Source organism: Ignavibacteriales bacterium (assembly GCA_020635255.1).
Lineage (GTDB): Bacteria > Bacteroidota > Ignavibacteria > Tepidaquicellales > Tepidaquicellaceae > JAEYVS01.
Window position 1 is genome coordinate 604,197 of the sequence record JACKAC010000002.1, and the last position, 20,860, is coordinate 625,056.

The window sequence follows — 20,860 nt, forward strand, 5'->3', positions numbered from 1 at the left end:
AGGATTTCCAAAAGGGGCGAATGCCCCTTTTTTATTTGAGTTTAATAGTTAACGGGCATTTTATATTTTGGAGTATGAAGACATTACTAATAAACGGTAAAGCATGGCTTTACAGGAAGTATTTCGCGGAAGCGGTGGGATTCGATTCCGAGACGGGAAAGATAGATTTCGCCGGCAGTAATGCCGAGGCAGTGGACAGAAGCCCGGATTACAATGAGATGATAGACGTAAAAGGAAAGCTGATAATGCCGGCATTTATGGACGGACACTGCCATTTGATAAAGGGCGCGCTGGTTAATAAGGAACTGAACCTGAGGGATGTAAGGACGCGAGATGAATTTGCAGAAAGGGTGAAAAAATACAGCGCTGAGAGTGACGGCTGGATAGAGGGAGGTTATTTTTCGGAAAGTAATTTCAGGGAGAAGTTCGTGATAGATAGGGATATGCTGGATGAGATGTGCCCGGACGTACCAGTGTTCATCTCAAGGTTCGACCTGCACTCGGCGATACTGAATTCGAAAGCGATAGAGCAGATAGGTTTGGAAAATAAGAAGGGCGAATTTAGCGGGGAGGATCTGGTGACGGATAGTAACGGCAGGTTGACCGGGGAGGTAAAGGAGGGAGCGAGGAATTTCGTATGGATGAACGCGCCGAAGAAAACCACGGAGGAAATTGCTAATGACCTCAAAGACCAGGTGGCGAAACTGAATAGCCTTGGGATAACGGCAGTATCGGACATTACACTGCCGGAGGACCTGGATGCGATAGATCGCCTTTTGAATAGGAATGAATTGGGTTTGTATATAGATTCGAGGCTTCCATTCAGGGAGATAGAGAATATGCAGGGGTATAAGGACAGGTTTAAAAGGTATGGGGGAAGGATAAAGTTTATGTCGCTGAAGGCATTCTATGACGGGTCACTGACGAGTGAGACAGCGTATTTTCATGATAACTATAACGGGAGGGAGTATTCCGGGTCGGTGACGGAGTTCGTGAGTTCGGGGGATTTTGTGAAGTACGGTGATATGATAGACATGAATGGGTACAGGATGTCGGTGCATGCGATAGGTGATAAAGCAGTGACGGAGTTGCTGGATTATAATGAGCACCTGGTGAAGGACCTAGGTGTAAAGGACAGGAGATTCAGGATAGAGCATGCACAGCATATACGGAAGGATGATCTGGATAAGTTCAAGAAGTATAATGTGATAGCGTCGGTCCAGCCGTGGCACATGTTCAGTGACGCGAAGACGGCAGTGGAAAAGCTGAAGCACCCCGAGACGACGCACATATACAAGCTATTATACGGTATGGGTGTGAATGTGTGTTTCGGGACGGATTTTCCGGTGGTGGGGGAGAGTCCATTTGTGAATATGTACTATGCAATGACAAGACACGTCGAGGGAAGTGACGATGCATTTTACGGAGAGTACAGAATGCCGTTAGAGGACTGCCTGACTTGCTATACGATAAATAATGCATACGCTTCGGGTGAAGAGAACAGCCGGGGAAGTCTCAGAGAGGGAAAGATCGCCGATGTGATCGTCCTGGATGACCTATTCGCGATGACACCGGAAGAAATAAAAGGCGTGAAAGTAGAGATGACATTTAAAGACGGCGCGAGGGTTTATTAGAATTTATTTTTGCAGTATGGCTTCGAGATGAAGCTTTTCCCTATTGCGCATTTTTTCATCGAGAGGAACTATCCACGTGAGTTTGCGTCCGTCCTGTGTTGTTGCATTAGAAGAGATAACGTCGTAATCGAATTCAAAGCTGTAAACAGCCTGCTTACCTTTAAACAATTCCGCAATGCCGTCAATGATCGCAGTGTATGTCGAATCCTGCCCGTTTACATCTTCAGGGTCTTCCAATTCAGTGTAGGTAAACAGAATATCATCACCTCTGTCGGTGTATTTCACTTCAATCTTTTCGCTCAGAAGCTGGTCGGAATCATCCGAAATACTGATACCTAACTTATCAACATTGTCAAAAGCATAGCTAGCGAAGATGGTTTTGGATGAATCGGCGTTTGTGACAGAATATATATTTTCCAGAGTGAGTCCGGGTACACCGATGAGTTTTTCTTTAATTCCCGAGATGAAGTCCTCATCGTCATAAAGTGAATCTCTTATCGCATTCGCATTAGTCGAATCGCCCATTGTGGCAAAAGAGACCATAATATCGAAGAAAGTCTTATCGAATTCCAGCATCATGTTTTCGGAACCCGAACCGTCTTTATTGACTTTAATATTACGGGTAATATTGATGCAGGATGTTAAATTCAGCGATAAAAACAGTAAAATAGCGATAATTGCTAATTTCTTCATACTATTTCGGGAATTTTAAAGTTAAATTTGCTGTCACATAAAATACCTATAAACGTATAATATAACAATTTAATTATTATACAAGCGATGGTAGATGTGAACAAAACCAATAAGCTTTCACTTATGAAAAAAATCTCTTTAGGGATGTTGTTTGCTTTTTTATTCTTCATCCAAATGATATGGTTTGGGTTATTTGCAACAGGAATAACGGCGATAAGCAACCCCGATAAATTTTTTGCGCTACTACAGGATAAATACAGACAACTGGCGTTCGATACTACGGTCAGGACAGATCCTCCACTTGTAGAGGCGATGCAGAATCTATATGATGTGAAAAATCATAACCTGGCACTTTCTTTTGATATAGAGAAAAAAGAAGTCTATGGCGTAATGGAAATGGACGCGCAGTCATTGACGGATACGCTTAACTTTGTATATTTAAATCTATACGATAATATGACAGTGGACGCTGTTAAGATAAACGGCGAGACTACTTCCTATGACAAGAGTAACAATTACCTTATTGTCAATTCAAGAAATACAATAAATAAGTACGATAATTTTACGGTCGAGGTAACCTATCACGGGAAGCCAGAACACGAAGGATTCGATTCGTTCGCATTCAAGACATTCGATAAGTATCCCGCTATATACACTCTGAGCGAGCCGACATATGCTCCAACATGGTGGCCGTGCAAGGATGTCCCGAGGGATAAATTCACGTTCACAATATCGATGACTGTCCCTGATGAACTAACAGCGGCAAGCACCGGACTACTTGTAAGTGAGACGGAAAATTCAGATGGCACGAAGACATATACTTGGGAGACGAAGTATCCCATTACGACATACCTCGTATCGCTTGCTATTGGTAAATACGACTACTGGAAAGAAGAGTACACTTCACTGGACGGTGAAAGGAAAATGCCGGTCGAGTATTATACATATCCAAATCTGACAGAAAAAGCCAAGTACGACTGGGCTGTCACGGTGGAAATGATAGAGTATTTCTCGGAGATTTTCGGTGAGTATCCCTTTATAGATGAAAAATACGGTATGGCGACGTTTGGATGGACGAGCGGTGCTATGGAACACCAGACATTAACGAGTATGGGCTATTTAACCGTAACAGGTAACGGGTATTTCGAGCCGATAGTGTCGCATGAGCTTGCCCACCAATGGTTTGGGGATGCAGTATCGCCGGAGACATGGCGTGACATCTGGCTGAACGAGGGATTCGCTTCATACTCGGAAGCTCTGTGGGAAGAACATAAGGGCGGTAAGGACGCACTGATAAAGTATCTCAGGAAAGAGGATTACGGATTTTATTTCGGTACGGTATATGATCCGCAAGGAGACATATTCAGTCCGACTGTCTATCAAAAAGCAAGCTGGGTACTGCATATGCTAAGAGGTGTGGTAGGTGACGATAACTTCTTCAAGATACTCAGGACATATTACGAAGAATACAAATATAAGACTGCAAATACGTACCAATTCAAGGATGTGTGCGAGAAGATATCGGGAATGGATCTTACGGATTTTTTCGATCAGTGGATATTTAAAGGAACGGGACGACCAAACTATGAATATTCATGGAAAGCCGATGAATATGACGGGCAGGAAGGTACTGATACATACATGCTAAGGCTCAATATCGAGCAAACTCAGAATAAAAAGGACAACTGGGAAGTATTCAGAATGCCTATCAAGGTGACGGTAGTTACCGATAAAGGCGAAGAGGTACTGACGTTTTATAATGATAAGCGGGAGCAGGAATTTACGCATCCGGTAAAAGGAAAACCGCTAAAAGTATATCTGGATAAGGATTCGTGGATACTAAAGAAAGTAAAAGCTAAATAAAAAAGGGCTGCCGGTTGGCAGCCCTTTTAGTTTACAACTAAAAATTTTTAGTTCAGGTAATCGTTAAACTCTTTACCGGCTTTAAACTTGATGGTGTTTTTAGCAGGAATTTGGATTGAAGCACCAGTTTGAGGATTTCTTCCGGTTCTTGCTGCTCTGCGACCTTTAGAAAAAGTACCGAAACCAACAAGGCTGACTTTCCCCCCCTTCTTGAGAGACTTCTTTACGCTGTCGGTAAAAGATTCAAGGGCTGCTTTTGCCTGAGTCTTGTTTATTCCGGCATCCCCGGCGATCTGGTTAATTAACTCTTCTTTGTTCATTGTTTGGTTTTTTATTGAAAAAAGTTAGTTGGTTGCTTAATTACAAAAATAACTTCATAATGCGAGAAAATCAAACGTTTTTGGCATATTTTGGAAGACTGCTTTATTGTCTTTTATAATTATTTATATCCTTATATATTTATAACAGACTAGTATCTAAAAGAAGGATAGAAAATGCCAAAGATGTATGTATCAAATAAGGACGAGACCATACGGTTATTCAAGAATCCCGTTTTGGAGTACTTTTCTCATATACATCCAATAACCCCTGTAATTGTCTATGTCCCGGTAGCGGGATATCTATTGTACCTGGGATTCAGCCAGATAAATATACTCTACGGTTTGCTCTGTATATTGGCGGGCGGATTTATCTGGACTATTTTTGAGTACGCATTTCACAGGTGGGCATTTCATTATCATCCAAAGTCCGAGACCGGAAAGAAGGTGCATTTTCTCGTGCATGGTATTCACCATGATTATCCGAGGGACAGCACCCGGCTTGTAATGCCTCTTTTGGTGAGCATACCTCTGGCGGTGTTATTCTATTTTATTTTCACTAGTCTCTTTGGGGCTTACGGGTATAATATATTCGCAGGGTTTATTTTTGGGTATGTAGCTTATGATTCGGTTCATTATGCTACGCATCATATGCGCATGAATGGAAAGATAGGAAAGTTTTTGAAGGAGTATCATTTAAGACATCATTTCCAGGATGATCACACGGCTTACGGTGTGAGCAACCCTTTATGGGATTATGTGTTTGGAACTACTCCAAAGGTAATGAAGAAAAGATCCGAGGACGAGAAACCTGAAAAGGTCGTCGTAGGAAACTAGAGCCATATTGGTTTTTTTATAATGCGGGGCGGTGCTTTATCATCATACGATGGTAAAAACCGCCTTTTTTATTCACTCAACCATCTAATTGGATAGTACAGACGAAAATAAATTTTCCGTCGAGCAGAATGATCTGAATCTTCGCATAAATAAGGCGGAGCAGGAACGCTTGCGGTTTGAGAAGATATACCGGGCGATCTTTGCGAAGGCGAACGATGCTATATTTATCGAGGACGAAAACGAGAATATACTGGAAGTGAACGACCACGCAACGGATCTCACCGGATATACCAAAGAGGAACTGATGAAGATGCGTACAGTGGACCTTCAACCCAAGGAATACGAGAATTATGAGATGCGGGAAGAGGACAGATTCGATACGCAGATCATACATAAGGACGGGCGAGTGCTTTTTGTGGAATTAACAGTGGCTAAGATAGTTCAGGATGACAGAGTGCTTTTGATCTCGATAGTGAGAGATATTACCGAGAAGAAGAAAGCAGAGGAGCAAATGAAGATAGCGAAAGAAGCGGCTGAGGAATCCGACAGGGTAAAGTCGCATTTTCTCGCGCAAATGTCCCACGAGATACGTACCCCGATAAATGCCATCCTGGGATACACGCAATTGATCCGGGAGCAGTTAGAGCCGACGCTCGATGATGAGCTCAAAGGTGACTTTGAGGTGATAGAAGATGCAAGCCAGAGGCTCATGAGGACGATAGACCTTATTCTAAGGATGTCAGAGATACAAACGGGGAATTACCAGTATATCCCGAAGGAATTAGACCTGTACTCGGATATATTGCAGAACCTTTATAAACAGTTCAAGGTCAGCTCCGATAAAAAGAACATCAAATTGAGCCTTACCAATAATGCCAGTGGGACGGTTGTAAACGGAGACGAGTTTAGCATAATGCAGATATTCAGTAATCTCATCGGTAACGCACTTAAATACACCATACAGGGAAGCATAGAAATAATTATCGGAGAGAAAGATAACGAATTGTACGTAGAGGTGTCAGATACGGGTATCGGAATCTCCAAAGAATACATCCCGCATTTATTCCAGCTGTTTTCACAGGAAGAGAAAGGATACACGAGGAAGTTCGAAGGAAACGGGCTTGGTTTGGCGCTCGTAAAGAATTATTGTGAAATGAATAACTCCCGCATCGAAGTCGAAAGCGAGAAGTATAAAGGGTCCACTTTTACCGTCTTCTTTCCGAAAAAGAAAAAAACTACTTTGTAAGCAAGCTCTCGCCGGTATTGGTATTCACCAATCCTTTTTCCACAAAAGTCGTTAGTCCTTCAGCCATATTGTAGATATTTTCGAAACCTGCGTCCGTGAGGATCTGGGAACACATGGGGCTCCTGTGACTATGCGAGCAATATACGATTATTTTTTTGTCTTTGTACTGCTCGAGCTCCCCAAGTCTATTCTCAATCTCCCGGCTGGAAATATTTATTGCATTAAGCAAATGACCGGCTCCGACAGGTTCGATCTCCGAAGTGCCATCATACTCTTCTTTTGTTCTTACATCGAGGATGATATAATCTTCGTTGTTTGAGATGATCATGGCAACTTCCTCCGGCTGTAAAGTGTGCATCTTTACCCTGCTTTTTTCGATGTATGGCATATTACAAACCGGGCATGTGCCTTCACTGTAATGAATCTCGTTGTCGCAGTCTCGACCGCAGGGAGTGCAAACGTATTCGGTTTTTTCCTGTGAGAAAAGTGATCCGGCGGAAATTAGGAAAGAGAGGACAAAAAGCGCTATTTTTGGCAACTTTTTATACATATTAAACTATACGAGAGTAAAATGAGAAATGTTGCTATTTGATGAGATCGAGTATGTAAAAGCCGACTGCTCTCCCTATGAGGCTGGCTAACGACATCAATCCTACGCCGTACATAAGGCCCGTTATCAAACGGAGGATGTTATTGCTCTCGCGGTTCATGTAAGCCTGGGTAAGTCCGTCGATGACCGTGGGTAGAATGAGCAGGATACTCCAGAGCCAATTGAAGTAGATCACATCGAAAATGAAAAGGGGAGCGGACAGGAAGCCGAGGTATGTCCCGGTGCAACGCGCACACACAGGGAACTGTTTGCCTCTAAAGAAGAACGATCGTGACGGCATCCTGTGACATGAAACAAGGTGGATATCGAATAGCTTCAACTTCGGGTCAATCCTTTTTCTTTTTTTTAACTTTCTCTACCAGGCTTTGCCCGTTCCTATTTCCGCCCATCAGGACGGCAATGGGTTTGAGCTGGGAGATGTTTTCGCAGATGATCTTAATTGTAGCTGTGAGCGGAACGGCAAGGAGCATTCCCACGATACCCCATAGCCAGCCCCAGAATATCAACGCAATGAGTATTAGTACCGGGCTGAGGTCGAGACTCTCCGCGAACACGATCGGCTCGATGCCATTTCCGACGATATTCTGCGCGATGATAAGAAGGATAAGCATAATAACGGACGATATGAATGAATCAAACTGGAAAAGAGAAAATATCACCGGGAAGACGGTCGCAATAAGCGAGCCGACATTTGGGATAAAATTTAATATGAATGCGAGGAAGCCCCAAAAGACGGGGAAGTCAATTCCAAAAAGCCAGGTGATGAGTGCGTATAGTGTTCCCGTCAGGATGCTGATAAGGGTTTTTTTGATAAGATACGTCCTAACGCTTTTCGTAATGTTATTTACAATATGCGATATACGGTCGGCATGTTCTTTGGTAAATGCCCGGTATATTTTTGTGCTTGAATCCCCCGTACCCGCGAGGAGGAAAAGCATAAACAGCAGGACCATCACAACGTTTCCAGCAAGATTTATGAAAACCCCGGCGAAATTACTAATGTATTGAGATATAGTGCTGAACGGGAGAAGTTTAGAAACCGTAAGGTCTTCGGGATTTATTCCCAAGGAGACCGTCATATTGGTAAGGGTTTCACCCCAACCGGCGGTTTTCTGATTAAATTTGCTCTCGTATTTTGGGAATTCGTTTGTGAACGATTCGACGCTATTGTATATGAGGAATGAAACCGCCGACAGCATTAGAGCGCACACAAGGACAACGATAAACAGCGAGATCGCCATGGGTATCTTCTTGCTATTAAGATATACGACAGCCGGGCGGAAGATTATCGAGAGAAGAACCGCGACGATGAACGGCAAAAGCACGGATTCGAGGAAAAAGAATGTAACTCCAACAATAAAAAGAACTACAATACCGAGAAGGATTATGATGAGGTTGTCTTTTTTCATCCGAGTTATATTAAGGACTTTTCTCTTTTAAAGAAAATAATCATTATAAACCTTTATTTCTTACACTAAATTAAAATATTTTTGATTATAAAATAACGTAAGCCATGAAATTAAAAGATGTAATGAAAGAGCTCGAATTGCTGGGTACTGCTCAAAACCGCAAAATATATAAACGGCATGGAGCGGGTGATAATATGTTCGGCGTGAGCTTCGCAAACCTGAACAAGCTCAAGAAGAAATTAAAAGGGGAGCATGACCTGGGTGTCGAACTCTGGGAAACCGGTAACGTTGACGCACAGTCTCTCGCTACCATGATAATGGACCCGGCTAAGCTCAAAGCAAAGCTGGTAGAAAAATGGGTTAATAATCTGCAGTATTACATGACGGCGGATCTATTGGTGCAGGTGATAAGAGGAACGGATTTTTACAGCAAGTATATCGATAAATGGACAAAGTCAAAGAAAGAGTATGTGAAAAGATTGGGATATCATCTTGTTTCACAGGAGGCAAGGCACAATGAGGAGCTGAATGACAAATTCTTTGAGAAGTATCTCAGTACGATAGGGAAGGAAATACAATCCTCGCCCAACAGGGCTAAAGAGGGAATGAACACCGCGCTGGTTGTGATAGGCTTACGTAATTCAAAGCTCAATAAGAAAGCTCTGGAAGTGGCTAAGAAGGTCGGTAAGATAGAAATAGACCACGGAGAGACCTCATGTAAATCATACAGCGCACTCGATTCGATAAAAAAGGGTAAGCTGGTGAGAAAGTGATGTCATTTTTTGTTCTCTAGTTGAGTCAATATTTCTTTTTCAAGTTCTTTAAAACCTAAAGGGTCTTTTGCTTCTAAGTACTCTAAATAAAACTGAATTTTTATATATGAATCTATATCATCATCATTTGGGTTCTCAGATTTGAGATCTTTATTATATTCTTTAATTGGTGATTTTTCATTTAATTTCAGATTTTTTAAAAAAGAAATATCTCCATCAATATATTTAATAACTCCACCTAGTAAATTTACAATATCCTCGTGGAGATCATGAAAAATCATAGGTACTATTAGATCAAAATTTTTTATTGATATTGTTTCATTTTCACCTATATGCTTAACATAATTTTCCGAAACTTTTATTCGCTTTTCTAAATTCATAAGCTTCTCCTCAAGGATGATGAGTGAGGAAATTCGTTCTTTGAGATTTAATAAAGCATTTGTAAGGAGACTTTGTTTGAACACTCCTGAATCCTTATCAAAATCTAAAAATTTTCCAGAATAAAGAATCTGTTCTAAAAATTCTAAGCTTAAATTTTCTGAGAGCCCACATCCTATCAGGATAAATAGACCTAAGCTAGCAAGGTCATCTCCAACAATTTCACTCTCTTCTTTTATATTACCATGAAATTGTAACCTCGCATTTTTAGCGAGAGAATGTTTTCGCTTTAAATTTATGTTCTGATTTTTTAAGAGGAATTGCTTTAGATTATTTATACATTCATACCTTAAATTTTCTAACATGGCAACATTTCCTAAATCCTCCTTAAAAAGAAATTCTGTTTTAAGAACATTTATTATATCTGAGAAGTCATTAAATGGATGAATCCAATTTCCTTTTGGAAATTCGGATTCACCGCTGATTGCCTCTTTCATTTCATTAATCTTCCCGACTTCATTCAAAAAGCTAAATATAAATTCAGCATTATTTACAATTTCACTATTAAAGTTTTTAATTTTTTGAATATCCTCATCCTCAATCTCATATTTATTCTTGTAATCTGACTTCAATACTTTTTCGAGCATTTTTCTATCTTCTTTGATAATCCATATTTCTTTTCTAACAAAAGTTAGTATTTTTAATTTCTTGTGTTTTAATTTTTCATAGGCAGTTTCATATTCTTTTTGAGTTATTGATATTTTATCAGCTAAATTATAGTATCCACCTATTCTGCTTCCTACCAAAAGGATAAAGTAATCACACTCTCGAATGGTTTGTAAACATGCGTTGTAAGAATTCTCGTCTAATTTTTTCTTGAAATCATTAAATTCCGACATAAAAACCTGGAACCCAAGAGATTCGAGATAGAACTTTAAAGAAGATCTTAGATCTTTAAAATCAAATATTGTAGAAGAAATAAATATTTTAGGCTTATCTGACATTTTAATAAATCTAAGTTACTTTACCGAAAGGTAAACGTCCACTTCGGCATTACCGGGGTCCTGTGATTTAGCTCCATAGACCTCATAATCGGTACCGTATGCTCTATCCAGGTCAGAGTTCCATATCTCCTGCCAGGTCTCGACTATACAGTCGGGCATTTTACCTTTTGCAACAATGTGCGCGTATTTTCCGGAATTGAGGACAACGCTGTCCATACCCTCAGGGATGTCATCCAGAGAACTTACCGGGCATCCTACCATAAAGCTGTAGGGTTTTGTATAATCCCCTTCGTAATCGAAATAAATTCCGTACATTTCGTCGCCGGTTTTATTTGGGATCTTGCCGGGTATATCCTCTTTGAAGATCCTGTCCCACACATGGAATATATCCGTGCCTGCCTGGTTGTTTTCGTTAGTAGTTCTGATCTTGAGACCGATGATCTTGATCTCGTCGAGTTGTTCTGTGTTGTAATCCATAATTAGTTTGTATGTTTTGGAGGTTGATAGATAGGTACTCGGAGAAATGTAATCCAGAAAATCGACATTACTGCAAATATTGCAATGCTCAGCGGGATCCAGATGAATGCCAGAATAAGGCATATCATATATGAGGGAACCCCCAATGCGTAGCTGCGTGATATTTTACTTATTACCTCGTCAGGAACATTATTCTTTCTCAGTTTTTTTGCTTCCTGCCACCACCACAGAAATGCCGCGGCTACGAGAACATAGCTTCCCATAAGGAATGCGGTTGCGGCGACCGCCGAGTCCGTCTGCAATTGACTGCTGAAAACTTTCGTGGGGAAATTAATGAACGTCACCATCATCAGAAGAACTCCGTTTGAGATGAGGAATTTTTTATTTACCGTGCCAACGATACGGAATATCTCATGGTGATTTATCCACATAATTAAAATAGTAGTGAAGCTGATAATAAATCCTAAATATGACGGCCATATGTGCCACAGACCTTTGAATAACTCTTCGTTTGTAGTGGTAGCCTCGATATGAGGTTCGACCAGACCAAGTACCAGCAATGTAATAGCAATTGCGAAAACCCCATCGCTGAATGCCTCTACACGAGTTGTTTCTTTTTCTGCCATTTGACGGTACAATTATTTAATCACTTCAGGTTTTTCCAAGATAATAAACATTATGGCGGAAATCACTGCCGTTATGCTTCCAAAAATGAATGGAGCGCTCACGTCGATATAAGTCCACATGAGTCCGGCTATTAAAGACGCGATGAAAGTACAAAGTCCGACGGTTAATTGATAGATACCGAATGCGGTTCCGGATCTTTCTTTAGGGACTAACTGAGATATGAATGCTTTACCGACACCTTCCGTCATAGCCATGTATATGCCGTACAGCGGAAATAATATCCAGATAAAGATACTTTTGTCGATGATCCCGAAAAATAAATATACTACGGCAAACAATAAAAATCCGAGTGGAAGTAATTTACGGGGACCAATCTTATCCGAAAGAATGCCTGCGGGAGTCGAAGATAGAGCATATACTATATTAAACGAAACATAGGCGAGTATAACCATAGTAAGTGACAGTCCGAGGTCCTTTGCGCGGAGGATGAGAAAAGCATCCGAGCTATTACCGATCATAAATATAAAACTGATCAATAGGAAGACCTTAAACGAGCGGTCGAGGTTCTTCCAGCTGAGCTTTACAGGCCTTGCGGTGCTGTGGTCTTTATTCTTTTCTTTTACGAATAGGATCAGTAACAGGACACCAATACATGATGGGATGAAAGCGAGGAGGAATAAAAGTTTATAATCCTCTGTCCAGAAATTGATGACGAGGATTGCCAGTAAAGGTCCAATCACGGCACCGGCTGTATCCATAGCGCGGTGGAATCCGAATGATCTTCCCATGGATTCCTTTTCGGAACTCTCTACTATCAGAGCATCACGAGCGGAAGTGCGCACGCCTTTACCAAATCTATCGGTAAATCGGGCAGTAAGTACTAACTCCCATGTAGAGGAGAATCCAAGTATTAGCTTTGATATTGCCGAAAGAGAGTAACCTATTACAGCAAATGGTTTTCGTTTACGGGCTTTATCTGACAGCCAGCCCGAAAACAGCTTCAGAATACTCGAGGTTGATTCGGCTATGCCTTCGATTACGCCAACTATTGCTACCGGAACACCAAGCAATCCCGTCAGGAATATCGGAATGATAGGGTATATCATTTCGGAGGCAATGTCATTGAAGAAGCTTACCAGCCCAAGAACAAAAACATTTTTTGAGATGGCGTGCCGGAATTTTTTCATCAGGCAGTTTGCATTAATTCAGAAATCTTGTTTACCACGTTCCAGTTTCGGGTAGTAATAGTCATTTTAATCTTTTTATCGAGTACACCGAGTACGGTTTTGTCGAAGGGTAATTTAGGGTCACGGGTGGTATAGATCGCGGTTCCATTCAGGACGAAAGTTTCCGAGGCAGTACTTAGTGATTTAATTAATTTGGTTCTTTCTACATCGGGTTTTTCTGCGAGGAATGAGACATAGAGCTTTTTACCCAGGTCTTTCTTTTTAAAGGGTGCTTTTTCGATTATGTTTGTAAGTTCCTTCTGCGAACAAACGATCACATCGACGTCGTGCCCAAACGAATTAAAAATGACCTTACTTACATCTTTCGAGAGCGCGGAGTTGCTTTTCTTTGAGCTGTCGAAAATTACGTTACCGCTCTGTATGTATGTCCTGACATTATTGAAGCCGGCTTTTGAGAGGGCATCAGCCAGTTCTTTCATTTTGATTATTTTCTGTCCGCTGACATTTATACCGCGGAGAAGGGCAAGATATTTCATATAGAGGAACCCGGTAAGAATTTTTTGCGGAGAAGGAGGGATTCGAACCCTCGATGAGGTTGCCCCCATACCGGTTTTCGAGACCAGCGCATTCAACCACTCTGCCACCTCTCCGAAACTTCTTATAAGGTAATTATTACACTTTATAGAAAAAATGTAAAGATTATTTCTTTTTGACGGACAAGCATATATCACATTCCGAATCTTCTGCTTCAAGCTTAAATCTCTCGTCATACACTTCCAGATCGGGCATTCCGGTCAAGGTATATTCTGAATTTGGGAGCCATTCACCGTATATATATTTAACTGAATTCATAATATTACTAATCGGACCTACGTGAGTGAAAATCGCATATTCACCTTCGGGTATATCAGCAGATATCATATCATCAGGGACATCATTGAAATTTTCTACTTCAACAGCTGCTACATAATCAATTTCGCCTTTTGATTTATTTTCGCCGAACGGGTTGATGATCCCAAAACATTTATGTTCGTTTATCCTGTTTGGGACAGTTTCCATTTTGTCAGCGAACCTATTCCACAGTAGAGGAATCTCTCCCGTATCCACACGTCCGGAATACATCATCCCGACAATTTTAAACCCGGGAATAATTTTAAATACAGGTTCCATTAGCTATTTTATTTATGGTTAATGAATCGTAATTTTTAGAAAACTATAATCCGAGGTCAAATATGTCTAATTATACTAAATATTTCAGTCCTTTTTCGACTGTACTTTTGATAGTGGCAGTAACAGTTAGCCTTACCCAATTGGGATGTTCGGATAACCCGCTAAACGGCAACAGTACACTATTCGGCAGTACTTCCTATGATCCGACCGCCGCGAAAATTACGATGACACTTGCCGCGCTTACTTATGTGAACGAGAATAATCCTGCTTTTATAAAGGATTCGCTTAAAATACAACTGGCAAAGACTAACTATTCGACACAGGGGAATTGGAAGCTGGCGTGGGGACCGGGTTTGAGCACAGATAATGCGAATATGATGTATATAGCAGTTGACTCATCGGAGATTATTCCATCATACTGCCTGGCGATAAGAGGCACTGACTGGTGTTACCTTACTAATGTTATAGAAGACTTTTTTGTAGATCAGACAGTATATCCGTTTGGTACGGCATCTGACACGGTCAAGGTATCGGACGGAAGCCTGATCGGTCTGGATACATTACTTCAGCTAAAAGATCCTGCAACAGGCAAGACTATGCAGCAATTTCTCGACGCGCTCCCGAATATAGGGTCGACATTTTACATAACGGGACACAGTCTCGGAGGTGCGCTCGCGACGATAGTTACGTCATGGTTTCTTGACGCGGGTTTTGGAGGGAAGTTCAAAGTGAAATCGTATACATATGCCGCTCCTAGTGTTGGCAATGATGGCTACAGACTGTATTTTGATAACCTGGTGTCATCAAAAGGTGCTGAGAGTCACCGACTAATTAATTCACGTGACCTTGTGCCGAGATTCTGTGCAAATCTTCAGCAGATAATCGACGACCAGATACCTACTACACTTCCGGCTTTAGTTACTGCGCTTATACAAACGACACAGCAATACTTCGGTGATTCAATTAATTATAAGAACGTGGCGTTTACGGAAGAGATAGGGAGTTATACTCCAACGAACTGTCCGGGCAGTTCGGGAAGTCTCGACAATTATTCCTGCTGGGTAGCGTTCGAGCATGACCATAATAATTATCTGCGCCTGCTCAATGCAGACACGACGTCGTTCTTTTATGCCGGATGTCCGCTTACTATAACAGTACGTTGAGTGATGGTCAAATAGGTTGTTTATCCGCAGGAATGTTTCTGTGAGAATATATTGCTTGTAGTTCCGGTTTTTGGAGCTTAAGGCTTATCAAGTATATTGCAGTACTTAAAAAGAGCGCTATACCTATCCCTACCATAACAGGCTGCATGCCTGTCTTGTCTGCGACGAACCCCAATATCATCATTATAACAGCAGAAAAACCCCACGACATCATTGTATTGATGCCGAGCACGCGTCCGCAGACTTCATCATCTGAGAAGAGCTGCAATATCGTATTGCTCATTCCCAGTGTTGCAATGAAGGCAAAATCAACTCCCATTGCAAAAATAAAACTTAACCATAATTCCCTTGAGAACGCAAGACCAATTATGCTAATTCCTGAAATAACCGCGCAGGCAATGAGAAACCAGAGAAGATTTTTGGTTGATTTTCGCTTGCCAAGGTAAATTCCCGAAACGAGGCCCCCTACTGCGCCTGCAATAAAAAGAATTCCCATGTCATTGGAAGAGCCATTGAGAAAATCTTTATCAATGAGAGGCATCTGGAATGACACGAATATAAATACAAGGCTTATCATGGTTGACATGAGTATTATTGCCAAAAGGACCTTATGCTTCAGCACATAGCTGAGCCCGGTCTTTATCTGTCCAAATACCGTTTCATTTTTCTTTACTATTACAGGTTCGGTATATTTGACCTTTGAAATGAAGAATAGGGAGACCAGATTGAAAATGAAAGCGGTAACTAATGTGCCGGCTACGGTAAAGGCAGAGATCAAAAAACTGAAACCGGATGAAGCAATAAGCTGTCCGGTCTTTGCATTCGATGCGGCAGCCCCCATTACGCGGGGAAATTCGTTCTTGTCCGTTACCATATCTTGCACCATGGCTATCATGGATGGGTAGTATATAGAGAAAAATGTTCCCAAGAGGAAAGAGAATGTCAATATCAAGGGCAAGGTTAAAAGCTTTAAAATAAACGTAAGAGCTACTATCAAAGCCAGAAGTACGAACATAATATTAAACCGTACAACTATTTTTCTGCGATTATAATTGTCGGCTACCACTCCACCAAGAACGCTGAATAAAAAGAAGGGAAGGTTTTGTAAGAATCCCACAAGTCCAAGATCGGCAGGCAGTCCTGTTAATTCATATGTTAACCAGACCATTGTGAGAAAGTTAAGATAAATGCTCACAAAAACGCTTATATCAGAAATAAAATAGTGTACGACGTTTCTTTTGACGTCTTTGTCCATGTAAGAAATCGGGATAGTACCCGGCTCACTAAAATAAGAAATAAATTTATAACATCATAATTTTTGTCAGGTAAAAATTTTCCGATTTTTTTGGTATATTGTATAAATAAAAACTTCTTTTATGTTATCATTATTGTGGACTATACTTATCGGACTTGTTGTGGGAGCCCTTGCAAGGTTTATTGTGCCGGGTAAAGAGAAACACGGATGTATTTTTACTATCCTTCTTGGTATAGGGGGTTCTGTTTTGTTTACCTATCTGGGTAGATGGATAGGTCTTTATTCAGAGGGTGATACAGCCGGCTTCTTCGGAGCATTTGCGGGTGCTGTAATAATCCTGCTTTTATACAGAATGATCTTCGTAAAAAAATAGTTATCATTGCGCACTACTTTTCAAAATGACCTCAAAAGAGCTTACTCCATTCTCTGGATCTTATTTAGTTCTGTAATGCTATTCATGTTTGCTTTTTTAATATTTGCAGACGAAAATCTTATATACGGCGCATCATCAGTGCTTCAGGGTCATCATGAAGGAACATGTGCATTTTGCGGCATGACGAGAAGCTTCGTCAGTCTTGCAAAGGGGAATTTCTCCGGTGGTTCTGTTAATGAAGCGGCTATCCCGCTTTTTTCAATCCTTGTTTTGAATCAAATCGTATTCATAATATTTATATTTCAAAAATCCTTAAAAAGAAAATCTAATATATGAACACTCTTAACATTATTTGGGGATCATTATCTATTCTTGGAATGATATTTGGGTTTATACCGTGCTTCGGCGCATTTAATTGGATCAATATACCTTTCGCAGGCGTTGGTGTGATACTGGGTATAGTAGGAATAGCTGTTGAGAAGGGTAACAAGAATGGATCTATAGCCGGGTTGATAATGTGTTTGGTTGCGGCATTGTTTGGCGCGGTAAGGCTTCTAATGGGCGGGGGAGTAGTCTAGGCTTCCGATTCTTTTTTTTGGAACGTCCATAAATGATTTAGAGCGAAGTTAATTATCATACCAAGTCCTATGCCAATTAGGTTTGCGATGAGGTAATGCATCCCTGCTGAATCAGTCAGCACTAGGAGGGTAATGTAATTAACTCCTCCGGAAAAGGCAGTAACCATATGATAACGCAAAAGTCTTGTCCAGACTTTGTGTTTTTTTCTTTCCTTCCAGGTCCAGATGTTGTTCCATAAAAAATTATTCAGTATCGAGAGCTCGATGGCAACTATCGAAGCGATCTTTAGATCGATATTCAAATAATCTACCTGTAACGCCAATAACCCCTGGTTCACCGCGATCCCGCTTATCCCGACGAGAGCGAATTTAAGGAAGGTGCCTTTTAGCGAGAATATTTTATCAAGTAGGTTACTCATTTATGTATTTTGAGTAAGGATTGGGGAAGGATTTTTTCAGTCCCTTGCAGAACCATATCTCGAATACCTGCGCTTCACTGTCCCCTCTGTATGTAGGAACGGTATGAAGGAGCTCGAATTCAGTGAAATAGTCTTTGCACAAAGTAGTCGGATCATCGTGAAATCTGTCTGTTGTAATGAATAGAGCATTTTTTCCAATGTTATCTTTTGTCTTATCCCAGAATGCGTAACTGTAAGGCGCTTCATCATTGAAAACGAAAACGTTGTACCTGCCACCTGAAGCAAAGTCGAACTCACCCGATAGGAACCACTTATGAGTAAAAACAAACGTTGTTCGGTCATCCATTATTCTCATGGAATTAATCTTATAATAAACCTCTTCCCATCCCTGACCGTCGAGAGTAACGTCCGGAGTCTTTTCGATAGGTAAAAATCCTGTTAGAGCCTGTATGTTTACTATTATCAGAGCGGCGAGCGTAACTCCTCCCGTGCTGTAAAAGAATAATTTTTGCTTTCCGATAGACCATTTCCCTATCCATACTCCGGCGGTTAATATTGCAGCGAGGTATCCGGGCATCGGCCAGTGAGGCATGATCTGCCGTGTCGCTCCTACCAGTGTGAATGCAATAATAGGGAGCGCGGCAAACGGAATGATCCAATTTAATTGCGGGTCTTTTCTGGCTCTGAAAAGGGCAATTATTAGAACTATCATTACCCATGGAAGGAGGTATCCGGCCTGAACAAAAACTCCCTGCAGGAATGTATTCAAGGAGAAGTTGGTTACACCTGTACTTTTACCGAACTGGTAAGCGTATGAAACCCAATTATGCTGGTAGTTCCAATATATATTTGGCGAGAAGATCACCACACTCAACAGTATTCCTATATACAGGTAAGGACTTAGTAAATATTTTCTCCAATCTCTATAGAAAATAAGTACAAAGAAAAGTCCGCCGAGAAGGAGAACGGCATGGTATTTTGAAAGGAATGCAAGACCCAGCCATGTCCCGGTCAGCAAAAAGTATTTTGTGTTCCCGGTTTCCTTTAATCGCACAAGGCTCAAGATAAATAATAACATAAATAAGCCGAATGCGTTATCAGGTATAACAAATGCCCCCATGCCAATAAGGAAATAGGGGATAATAGATCCAAGTATCAGGCTTATTCTGGCTGAATTTTGACCTGACAGTCTGTTTGCGATATCATAGATAAGCGCAAGTGAAATAATATAAATGATCAGAGCGCCAAAGCGGAGTGTAAAGGAAGTAAATGTTCCGGTAAGAAATAAACCGATCGAGGCAGTTGCCATGACCATGGGAGGATGATCGAAATACCCCCATGCAGGATGAAAGGAATAACATCCGTAGTAAGATTCGTCGAACCCCGGAGGGACAATAAAGGAGGTAATAATTCTTACGATTGTTCCCGCAAGCAGTATATATAATGCTGTTCTGTCCTTAAAAAGCGTGAGCATTTTATAATTTACCTGTTTCGAAGGATTATATTAAGCTAAATATAAGAATTTTTTCTTTTCTTATTTCGAATCTTTCTATAAATAAAATATATAAGGAGCAGATAGGGGATTAAGATCAGTACGCGGATCAAGTATGATTGGAAATAATTTACTTTTGCCGTGAATGGATTTGAAGGAGGTGCGCCTCCGTCATAGCGTATTACCGGATTCAGATAAAGAAATGATACAGAGTCGGGGGTATTTACAACAGCGCGCAAGTAAGTGTCTTCGGGCTTAAATGTATATGAGATGCTATCGCTATTACCGGATTCGGCCTTTACAATACCATTGTCGCCGATAAGCTTAATGTTTGCCGGCATATTAAATTTGTAATTCACTGTCATCGAATCGATGGTCACACTTTCCAGGATAAGCGGATTTTCAAAATTTTTTCCTTTAAGTCCGACCGCTTTACCGGTCTTTAATGAGTTCATGATGTCGTCAGCATTTTTATCGGGAGAATTGACCAGCGTCCAGCATACACCTGTTTCAACCGGATCATTTATATCATGTGTATCATCATCAGAGATTAGCCAGACAGCTTTACCGGATGAAAGCGCAGAGTCCCAGTAAACATCTGACACTCTATAATGATTAAGGACTTCCATCAGATCATACCCGGACAGGTAACGTAGTTCGTGCGGAGTATGTCCATTATGAAATGCGGGGTGAGCTATCGCCAGCATTTTCGAATCCTTCTTCAGTTCATTAATGAGATACTGCTTTGCGCTCGTATTTAGGTAAATAGGTATATCGAAATAGGAAGGGCTTTCCGCACCGAATACAAGCCTGTGAGCCTTGGTTGTATTGTATCCGTGCTCATATACTGAAAGAGAGGATGGATTTCCCGGCGGGTAAGTCAGGTATATTTTGTGATAATTTGATAAATAGATAAGATCGTAATTTTCCTGCCTGTATTTTTGAATTACTTCCTCTTCAGTCTGCTTTCCGTTAGTGAGACCTCCCCATGCGTAAGAATGAGCGTGAAAATTTGCTTTGTACCAGTGCGGATATAAATTGTCGTATGGATTGTACAGCCGATCTCCTGTGAAGGGTTTTGGCTCGGGAAAGTCGTAGATCTCCGAAACAAAATATCCATAAGCAATGTAAGTGATGAAAACGAATAATAAAAAAAGGACCAGATAAAGCGGGAATTTAAGGATTCTAAGGACGGGTTTACTCATCGGTTTTTATTGCAGAGAGTGCGGGATTCGAACCCGCGATGACATTGCTGCCATACACACTTTCCAGGCGTGCCTCTTCAACCACTCGAGCAACTCTCTGTAGTTTAAATGCTTGATATTCAAGCAATAAGGAAAAAGAACGATCTTTTT

The 20,860-nt window shown here is 41.0% G+C and carries 24 protein-coding genes and 2 tRNA genes; 9 read left to right on the forward strand and 17 right to left on the reverse strand.

Annotated features, from left to right (window positions below; genetic code table 11):
- Nucleotides 1-74 precede the first annotated feature (74 nt).
- Nucleotides 75-1,634, forward strand: a complete 1,560-nt coding sequence (locus H6614_10570; protein ID MCB9244110.1) for an amidohydrolase — start codon at nucleotides 75-77, stop codon at nucleotides 1,632-1,634.
- Nucleotides 1,635-1,637: 3 nt separating this feature from the next.
- On the opposite strand, the gene H6614_10575 is transcribed toward H6614_10570, so the two are convergent.
- Nucleotides 1,638-2,327: a hypothetical protein gene (locus H6614_10575; GenBank protein ID MCB9244111.1), complete on the reverse strand. Its 690-nt coding sequence runs from the start codon at nucleotides 2,325-2,327 to the stop codon at nucleotides 1,638-1,640.
- A gap of 123 nt (nucleotides 2,328-2,450) precedes the next feature.
- Here H6614_10575 and H6614_10580 point away from each other — a divergent pair, with 123 nt between their 5' ends.
- Nucleotides 2,451-4,190 (forward strand): M1 family metallopeptidase, encoded by a 1,740-nt coding sequence (locus H6614_10580; GenBank protein ID MCB9244112.1) that lies wholly within the window; start codon nucleotides 2,451-2,453, stop codon nucleotides 4,188-4,190.
- 47 nt (nucleotides 4,191-4,237) lie between these two features.
- Here H6614_10580 and H6614_10585 read toward each other — a convergent pair whose 3' ends face one another.
- Nucleotides 4,238-4,510: an HU family DNA-binding protein gene (locus H6614_10585; GenBank protein MCB9244113.1), complete on the reverse strand. Its 273-nt coding sequence runs from the start codon at nucleotides 4,508-4,510 to the stop codon at nucleotides 4,238-4,240.
- A gap of 174 nt (nucleotides 4,511-4,684) precedes the next feature.
- Between H6614_10585 and H6614_10590 the strand changes: the two genes are divergently transcribed.
- On the forward strand, nucleotides 4,685-5,344 hold the full coding sequence (locus H6614_10590; GenBank protein ID MCB9244114.1) for a sterol desaturase family protein: 660 nt from the start codon (nucleotides 4,685-4,687) through the stop codon (nucleotides 5,342-5,344).
- Nucleotides 5,345-5,432: 88 nt separating this feature from the next.
- A complete protein-coding gene (locus tag H6614_10595; protein ID MCB9244115.1) occupies nucleotides 5,433-6,590 on the forward strand; it encodes a PAS domain-containing sensor histidine kinase in 1,158 nt (385 codons plus the stop codon).
- Here the strand turns inward: H6614_10595 and H6614_10600 are convergent.
- The 3 genes from H6614_10600 to H6614_10610 are packed head-to-tail and all read right to left on the reverse strand — an operon-like array spanning nucleotide 6,580 to nucleotide 8,609.
- Nucleotides 6,580-7,128 carry a rhodanese-like domain-containing protein gene (locus tag H6614_10600; protein ID MCB9244116.1) on the reverse strand — a complete coding sequence of 183 codons (549 nt, stop codon included), beginning with the start codon at nucleotides 7,126-7,128 and terminating at the stop codon, nucleotides 6,580-6,582. The two genes, H6614_10595 and H6614_10600, sit on opposite strands and share 11 nt — an antisense overlap.
- Before the next feature lie 46 nt (nucleotides 7,129-7,174).
- Complete coding sequence (locus tag H6614_10605) at nucleotides 7,175-7,480, reverse strand: DUF2085 domain-containing protein (protein MCB9244117.1); 306 nt, start codon at nucleotides 7,478-7,480, stop codon at nucleotides 7,175-7,177.
- A gap of 46 nt (nucleotides 7,481-7,526) precedes the next feature.
- The gene (locus H6614_10610) at nucleotides 7,527-8,609 is read right to left on the reverse strand and encodes an AI-2E family transporter (GenBank protein MCB9244118.1); all 1,083 of its coding nucleotides are present in this window, start codon (nucleotides 8,607-8,609) and stop codon (nucleotides 7,527-7,529) included.
- Between the two features lie 104 nt (nucleotides 8,610-8,713).
- On the opposite strand from H6614_10610, the gene H6614_10615 reads away from it, so the two are divergent.
- Nucleotides 8,714-9,382 carry a DNA alkylation repair protein gene (locus H6614_10615; GenBank protein MCB9244119.1) on the forward strand — a complete coding sequence of 223 codons (669 nt, stop codon included), beginning with the start codon at nucleotides 8,714-8,716 and terminating at the stop codon, nucleotides 9,380-9,382.
- A 2-nt stretch (nucleotides 9,383-9,384) separates the two neighbouring features.
- Here H6614_10615 and H6614_10620 read toward each other — a convergent pair whose 3' ends face one another.
- The 7 genes from H6614_10620 to H6614_10650 all read right to left on the reverse strand — a co-directional run bounded on the left by H6614_10620 (nucleotide 9,385) and on the right by H6614_10650 (nucleotide 14,225).
- Nucleotides 9,385-10,764 carry a DUF4062 domain-containing protein gene (locus tag H6614_10620; GenBank protein ID MCB9244120.1) on the reverse strand — a complete coding sequence of 460 codons (1,380 nt, stop codon included), beginning with the start codon at nucleotides 10,762-10,764 and terminating at the stop codon, nucleotides 9,385-9,387.
- Nucleotides 10,765-10,779: 15 nt separating this feature from the next.
- Nucleotides 10,780-11,241, reverse strand: a complete 462-nt coding sequence (locus H6614_10625; protein ID MCB9244121.1) for an AraC family transcriptional regulator — start codon at nucleotides 11,239-11,241, stop codon at nucleotides 10,780-10,782.
- Between the two features lie 2 nt (nucleotides 11,242-11,243).
- Nucleotides 11,244-11,867, reverse strand: a complete 624-nt coding sequence (locus tag H6614_10630; protein ID MCB9244122.1) for a DUF1211 domain-containing protein — start codon at nucleotides 11,865-11,867, stop codon at nucleotides 11,244-11,246.
- A 12-nt stretch (nucleotides 11,868-11,879) separates the two neighbouring features.
- The gene (locus tag H6614_10635; GenBank protein ID MCB9244123.1) at nucleotides 11,880-13,055 is read right to left on the reverse strand and encodes an MFS transporter; all 1,176 of its coding nucleotides are present in this window, start codon (nucleotides 13,053-13,055) and stop codon (nucleotides 11,880-11,882) included.
- The gene (locus H6614_10640) at nucleotides 13,055-13,591 is read right to left on the reverse strand and encodes a DUF1697 domain-containing protein (protein MCB9244124.1); all 537 of its coding nucleotides are present in this window, start codon (nucleotides 13,589-13,591) and stop codon (nucleotides 13,055-13,057) included. Before H6614_10640 ends, H6614_10635 begins: the two co-directional genes overlap by 1 nt.
- Before the next feature lie 27 nt (nucleotides 13,592-13,618).
- A tRNA-Ser gene (locus H6614_10645) sits at nucleotides 13,619-13,705 on the reverse strand.
- 49 nt (nucleotides 13,706-13,754) lie between these two features.
- Nucleotides 13,755-14,225 carry a GyrI-like domain-containing protein gene (locus H6614_10650; protein MCB9244125.1) on the reverse strand — a complete coding sequence of 157 codons (471 nt, stop codon included), beginning with the start codon at nucleotides 14,223-14,225 and terminating at the stop codon, nucleotides 13,755-13,757.
- 62 nt (nucleotides 14,226-14,287) lie between these two features.
- Between H6614_10650 and H6614_10655 the strand changes: the two genes are divergently transcribed.
- Nucleotides 14,288-15,388 carry a hypothetical protein gene (locus H6614_10655; protein MCB9244126.1) on the forward strand — a complete coding sequence of 367 codons (1,101 nt, stop codon included), beginning with the start codon at nucleotides 14,288-14,290 and terminating at the stop codon, nucleotides 15,386-15,388.
- Between the two features lie 7 nt (nucleotides 15,389-15,395).
- Here H6614_10655 and H6614_10660 read toward each other — a convergent pair whose 3' ends face one another.
- Nucleotides 15,396-16,643, reverse strand: a complete 1,248-nt coding sequence (locus H6614_10660) for an MFS transporter (GenBank protein MCB9244127.1) — start codon at nucleotides 16,641-16,643, stop codon at nucleotides 15,396-15,398.
- A 121-nt stretch (nucleotides 16,644-16,764) separates the two neighbouring features.
- Here H6614_10660 and H6614_10665 point away from each other — a divergent pair, with 121 nt between their 5' ends.
- The 3 genes from H6614_10665 to H6614_10675 are packed head-to-tail and all read left to right on the forward strand — an operon-like array spanning nucleotide 16,765 to nucleotide 17,594.
- Nucleotides 16,765-17,016 carry a GlsB/YeaQ/YmgE family stress response membrane protein gene (locus tag H6614_10665; protein MCB9244128.1) on the forward strand — a complete coding sequence of 84 codons (252 nt, stop codon included), beginning with the start codon at nucleotides 16,765-16,767 and terminating at the stop codon, nucleotides 17,014-17,016.
- 6 nt (nucleotides 17,017-17,022) lie between these two features.
- Nucleotides 17,023-17,352 (forward strand): DUF2752 domain-containing protein, encoded by a 330-nt coding sequence (locus H6614_10670; protein ID MCB9244129.1) that lies wholly within the window; start codon nucleotides 17,023-17,025, stop codon nucleotides 17,350-17,352.
- On the forward strand, nucleotides 17,349-17,594 hold the full coding sequence (locus tag H6614_10675) for a hypothetical protein (GenBank protein ID MCB9244130.1): 246 nt from the start codon (nucleotides 17,349-17,351) through the stop codon (nucleotides 17,592-17,594). Before H6614_10670 ends, H6614_10675 begins: the two co-directional genes overlap by 4 nt.
- Here the strand turns inward: H6614_10675 and H6614_10680 are convergent.
- From H6614_10680 to H6614_10695, 4 genes are all read right to left on the reverse strand, one after another.
- A complete protein-coding gene (locus H6614_10680; GenBank protein MCB9244131.1) occupies nucleotides 17,591-18,013 on the reverse strand; it encodes a GtrA family protein in 423 nt (140 codons plus the stop codon). The genes H6614_10675 and H6614_10680 overlap by 4 nt on opposite strands.
- Nucleotides 18,006-19,487, reverse strand: a complete 1,482-nt coding sequence (locus tag H6614_10685; GenBank protein ID MCB9244132.1) for a glycosyltransferase family 39 protein — start codon at nucleotides 19,485-19,487, stop codon at nucleotides 18,006-18,008. The genes H6614_10680 and H6614_10685 overlap by 8 nt, the downstream gene beginning before the upstream one ends.
- A gap of 35 nt (nucleotides 19,488-19,522) precedes the next feature.
- On the reverse strand, nucleotides 19,523-20,710 hold the full coding sequence (locus H6614_10690) for a hypothetical protein (protein MCB9244133.1): 1,188 nt from the start codon (nucleotides 20,708-20,710) through the stop codon (nucleotides 19,523-19,525).
- Nucleotides 20,711-20,722: 12 nt separating this feature from the next.
- Nucleotides 20,723-20,809 (reverse strand) — tRNA-Ser (locus tag H6614_10695).
- Nucleotides 20,810-20,860 lie beyond the last annotated feature (51 nt).

What these genes read in the sequence shown, in the direction of transcription:
- H6614_10570 (MCB9244110.1), top strand. Translation starts at nt 75, where the DNA reads ATGAAGACATTACTAATAAACGGTAAAGCATGGCTTTACAGGAAGTAT.
- H6614_10575 (MCB9244111.1), bottom strand. Translation starts at nt 2,327, where the DNA reads ATGAAGAAATTAGCAATTATCGCTATTTTACTGTTTTTATCGCTGAAT.
- H6614_10580 (MCB9244112.1), top strand. Translation starts at nt 2,451, where the DNA reads ATGAAAAAAATCTCTTTAGGGATGTTGTTTGCTTTTTTATTCTTCATC.
- H6614_10585 (MCB9244113.1), bottom strand. Translation starts at nt 4,510, where the DNA reads ATGAACAAAGAAGAGTTAATTAACCAGATCGCCGGGGATGCCGGAATA.
- H6614_10590 (MCB9244114.1), top strand. Translation starts at nt 4,685, where the DNA reads ATGCCAAAGATGTATGTATCAAATAAGGACGAGACCATACGGTTATTC.
- H6614_10605 (MCB9244117.1), bottom strand. Translation starts at nt 7,480, where the DNA reads ATGCCGTCACGATCGTTCTTCTTTAGAGGCAAACAGTTCCCTGTGTGT.
- H6614_10610 (MCB9244118.1), bottom strand. Translation starts at nt 8,609, where the DNA reads ATGAAAAAAGACAACCTCATCATAATCCTTCTCGGTATTGTAGTTCTT.
- H6614_10615 (MCB9244119.1), top strand. Translation starts at nt 8,714, where the DNA reads ATGAAATTAAAAGATGTAATGAAAGAGCTCGAATTGCTGGGTACTGCT.
- H6614_10620 (MCB9244120.1), bottom strand. Translation starts at nt 10,764, where the DNA reads ATGTCAGATAAGCCTAAAATATTTATTTCTTCTACAATATTTGATTTT.
- H6614_10625 (MCB9244121.1), bottom strand. Translation starts at nt 11,241, where the DNA reads ATGGATTACAACACAGAACAACTCGACGAGATCAAGATCATCGGTCTC.
- H6614_10630 (MCB9244122.1), bottom strand. Translation starts at nt 11,867, where the DNA reads ATGGCAGAAAAAGAAACAACTCGTGTAGAGGCATTCAGCGATGGGGTT.
- H6614_10635 (MCB9244123.1), bottom strand. Translation starts at nt 13,055, where the DNA reads ATGAAAAAATTCCGGCACGCCATCTCAAAAAATGTTTTTGTTCTTGGG.
- H6614_10640 (MCB9244124.1), bottom strand. Translation starts at nt 13,591, where the DNA reads ATGAAATATCTTGCCCTTCTCCGCGGTATAAATGTCAGCGGACAGAAA.
- H6614_10650 (MCB9244125.1), bottom strand. Translation starts at nt 14,225, where the DNA reads ATGGAACCTGTATTTAAAATTATTCCCGGGTTTAAAATTGTCGGGATG.
- H6614_10655 (MCB9244126.1), top strand. Translation starts at nt 14,288, where the DNA reads ATGTCTAATTATACTAAATATTTCAGTCCTTTTTCGACTGTACTTTTG.
- H6614_10660 (MCB9244127.1), bottom strand. Translation starts at nt 16,643, where the DNA reads ATGGACAAAGACGTCAAAAGAAACGTCGTACACTATTTTATTTCTGAT.
- H6614_10665 (MCB9244128.1), top strand. Translation starts at nt 16,765, where the DNA reads ATGTTATCATTATTGTGGACTATACTTATCGGACTTGTTGTGGGAGCC.
- H6614_10675 (MCB9244130.1), top strand. Translation starts at nt 17,349, where the DNA reads ATGAACACTCTTAACATTATTTGGGGATCATTATCTATTCTTGGAATG.
- H6614_10680 (MCB9244131.1), bottom strand. Translation starts at nt 18,013, where the DNA reads ATGAGTAACCTACTTGATAAAATATTCTCGCTAAAAGGCACCTTCCTT.
- H6614_10685 (MCB9244132.1), bottom strand. Translation starts at nt 19,487, where the DNA reads ATGCTCACGCTTTTTAAGGACAGAACAGCATTATATATACTGCTTGCG.
- H6614_10690 (MCB9244133.1), bottom strand. Translation starts at nt 20,710, where the DNA reads ATGAGTAAACCCGTCCTTAGAATCCTTAAATTCCCGCTTTATCTGGTC.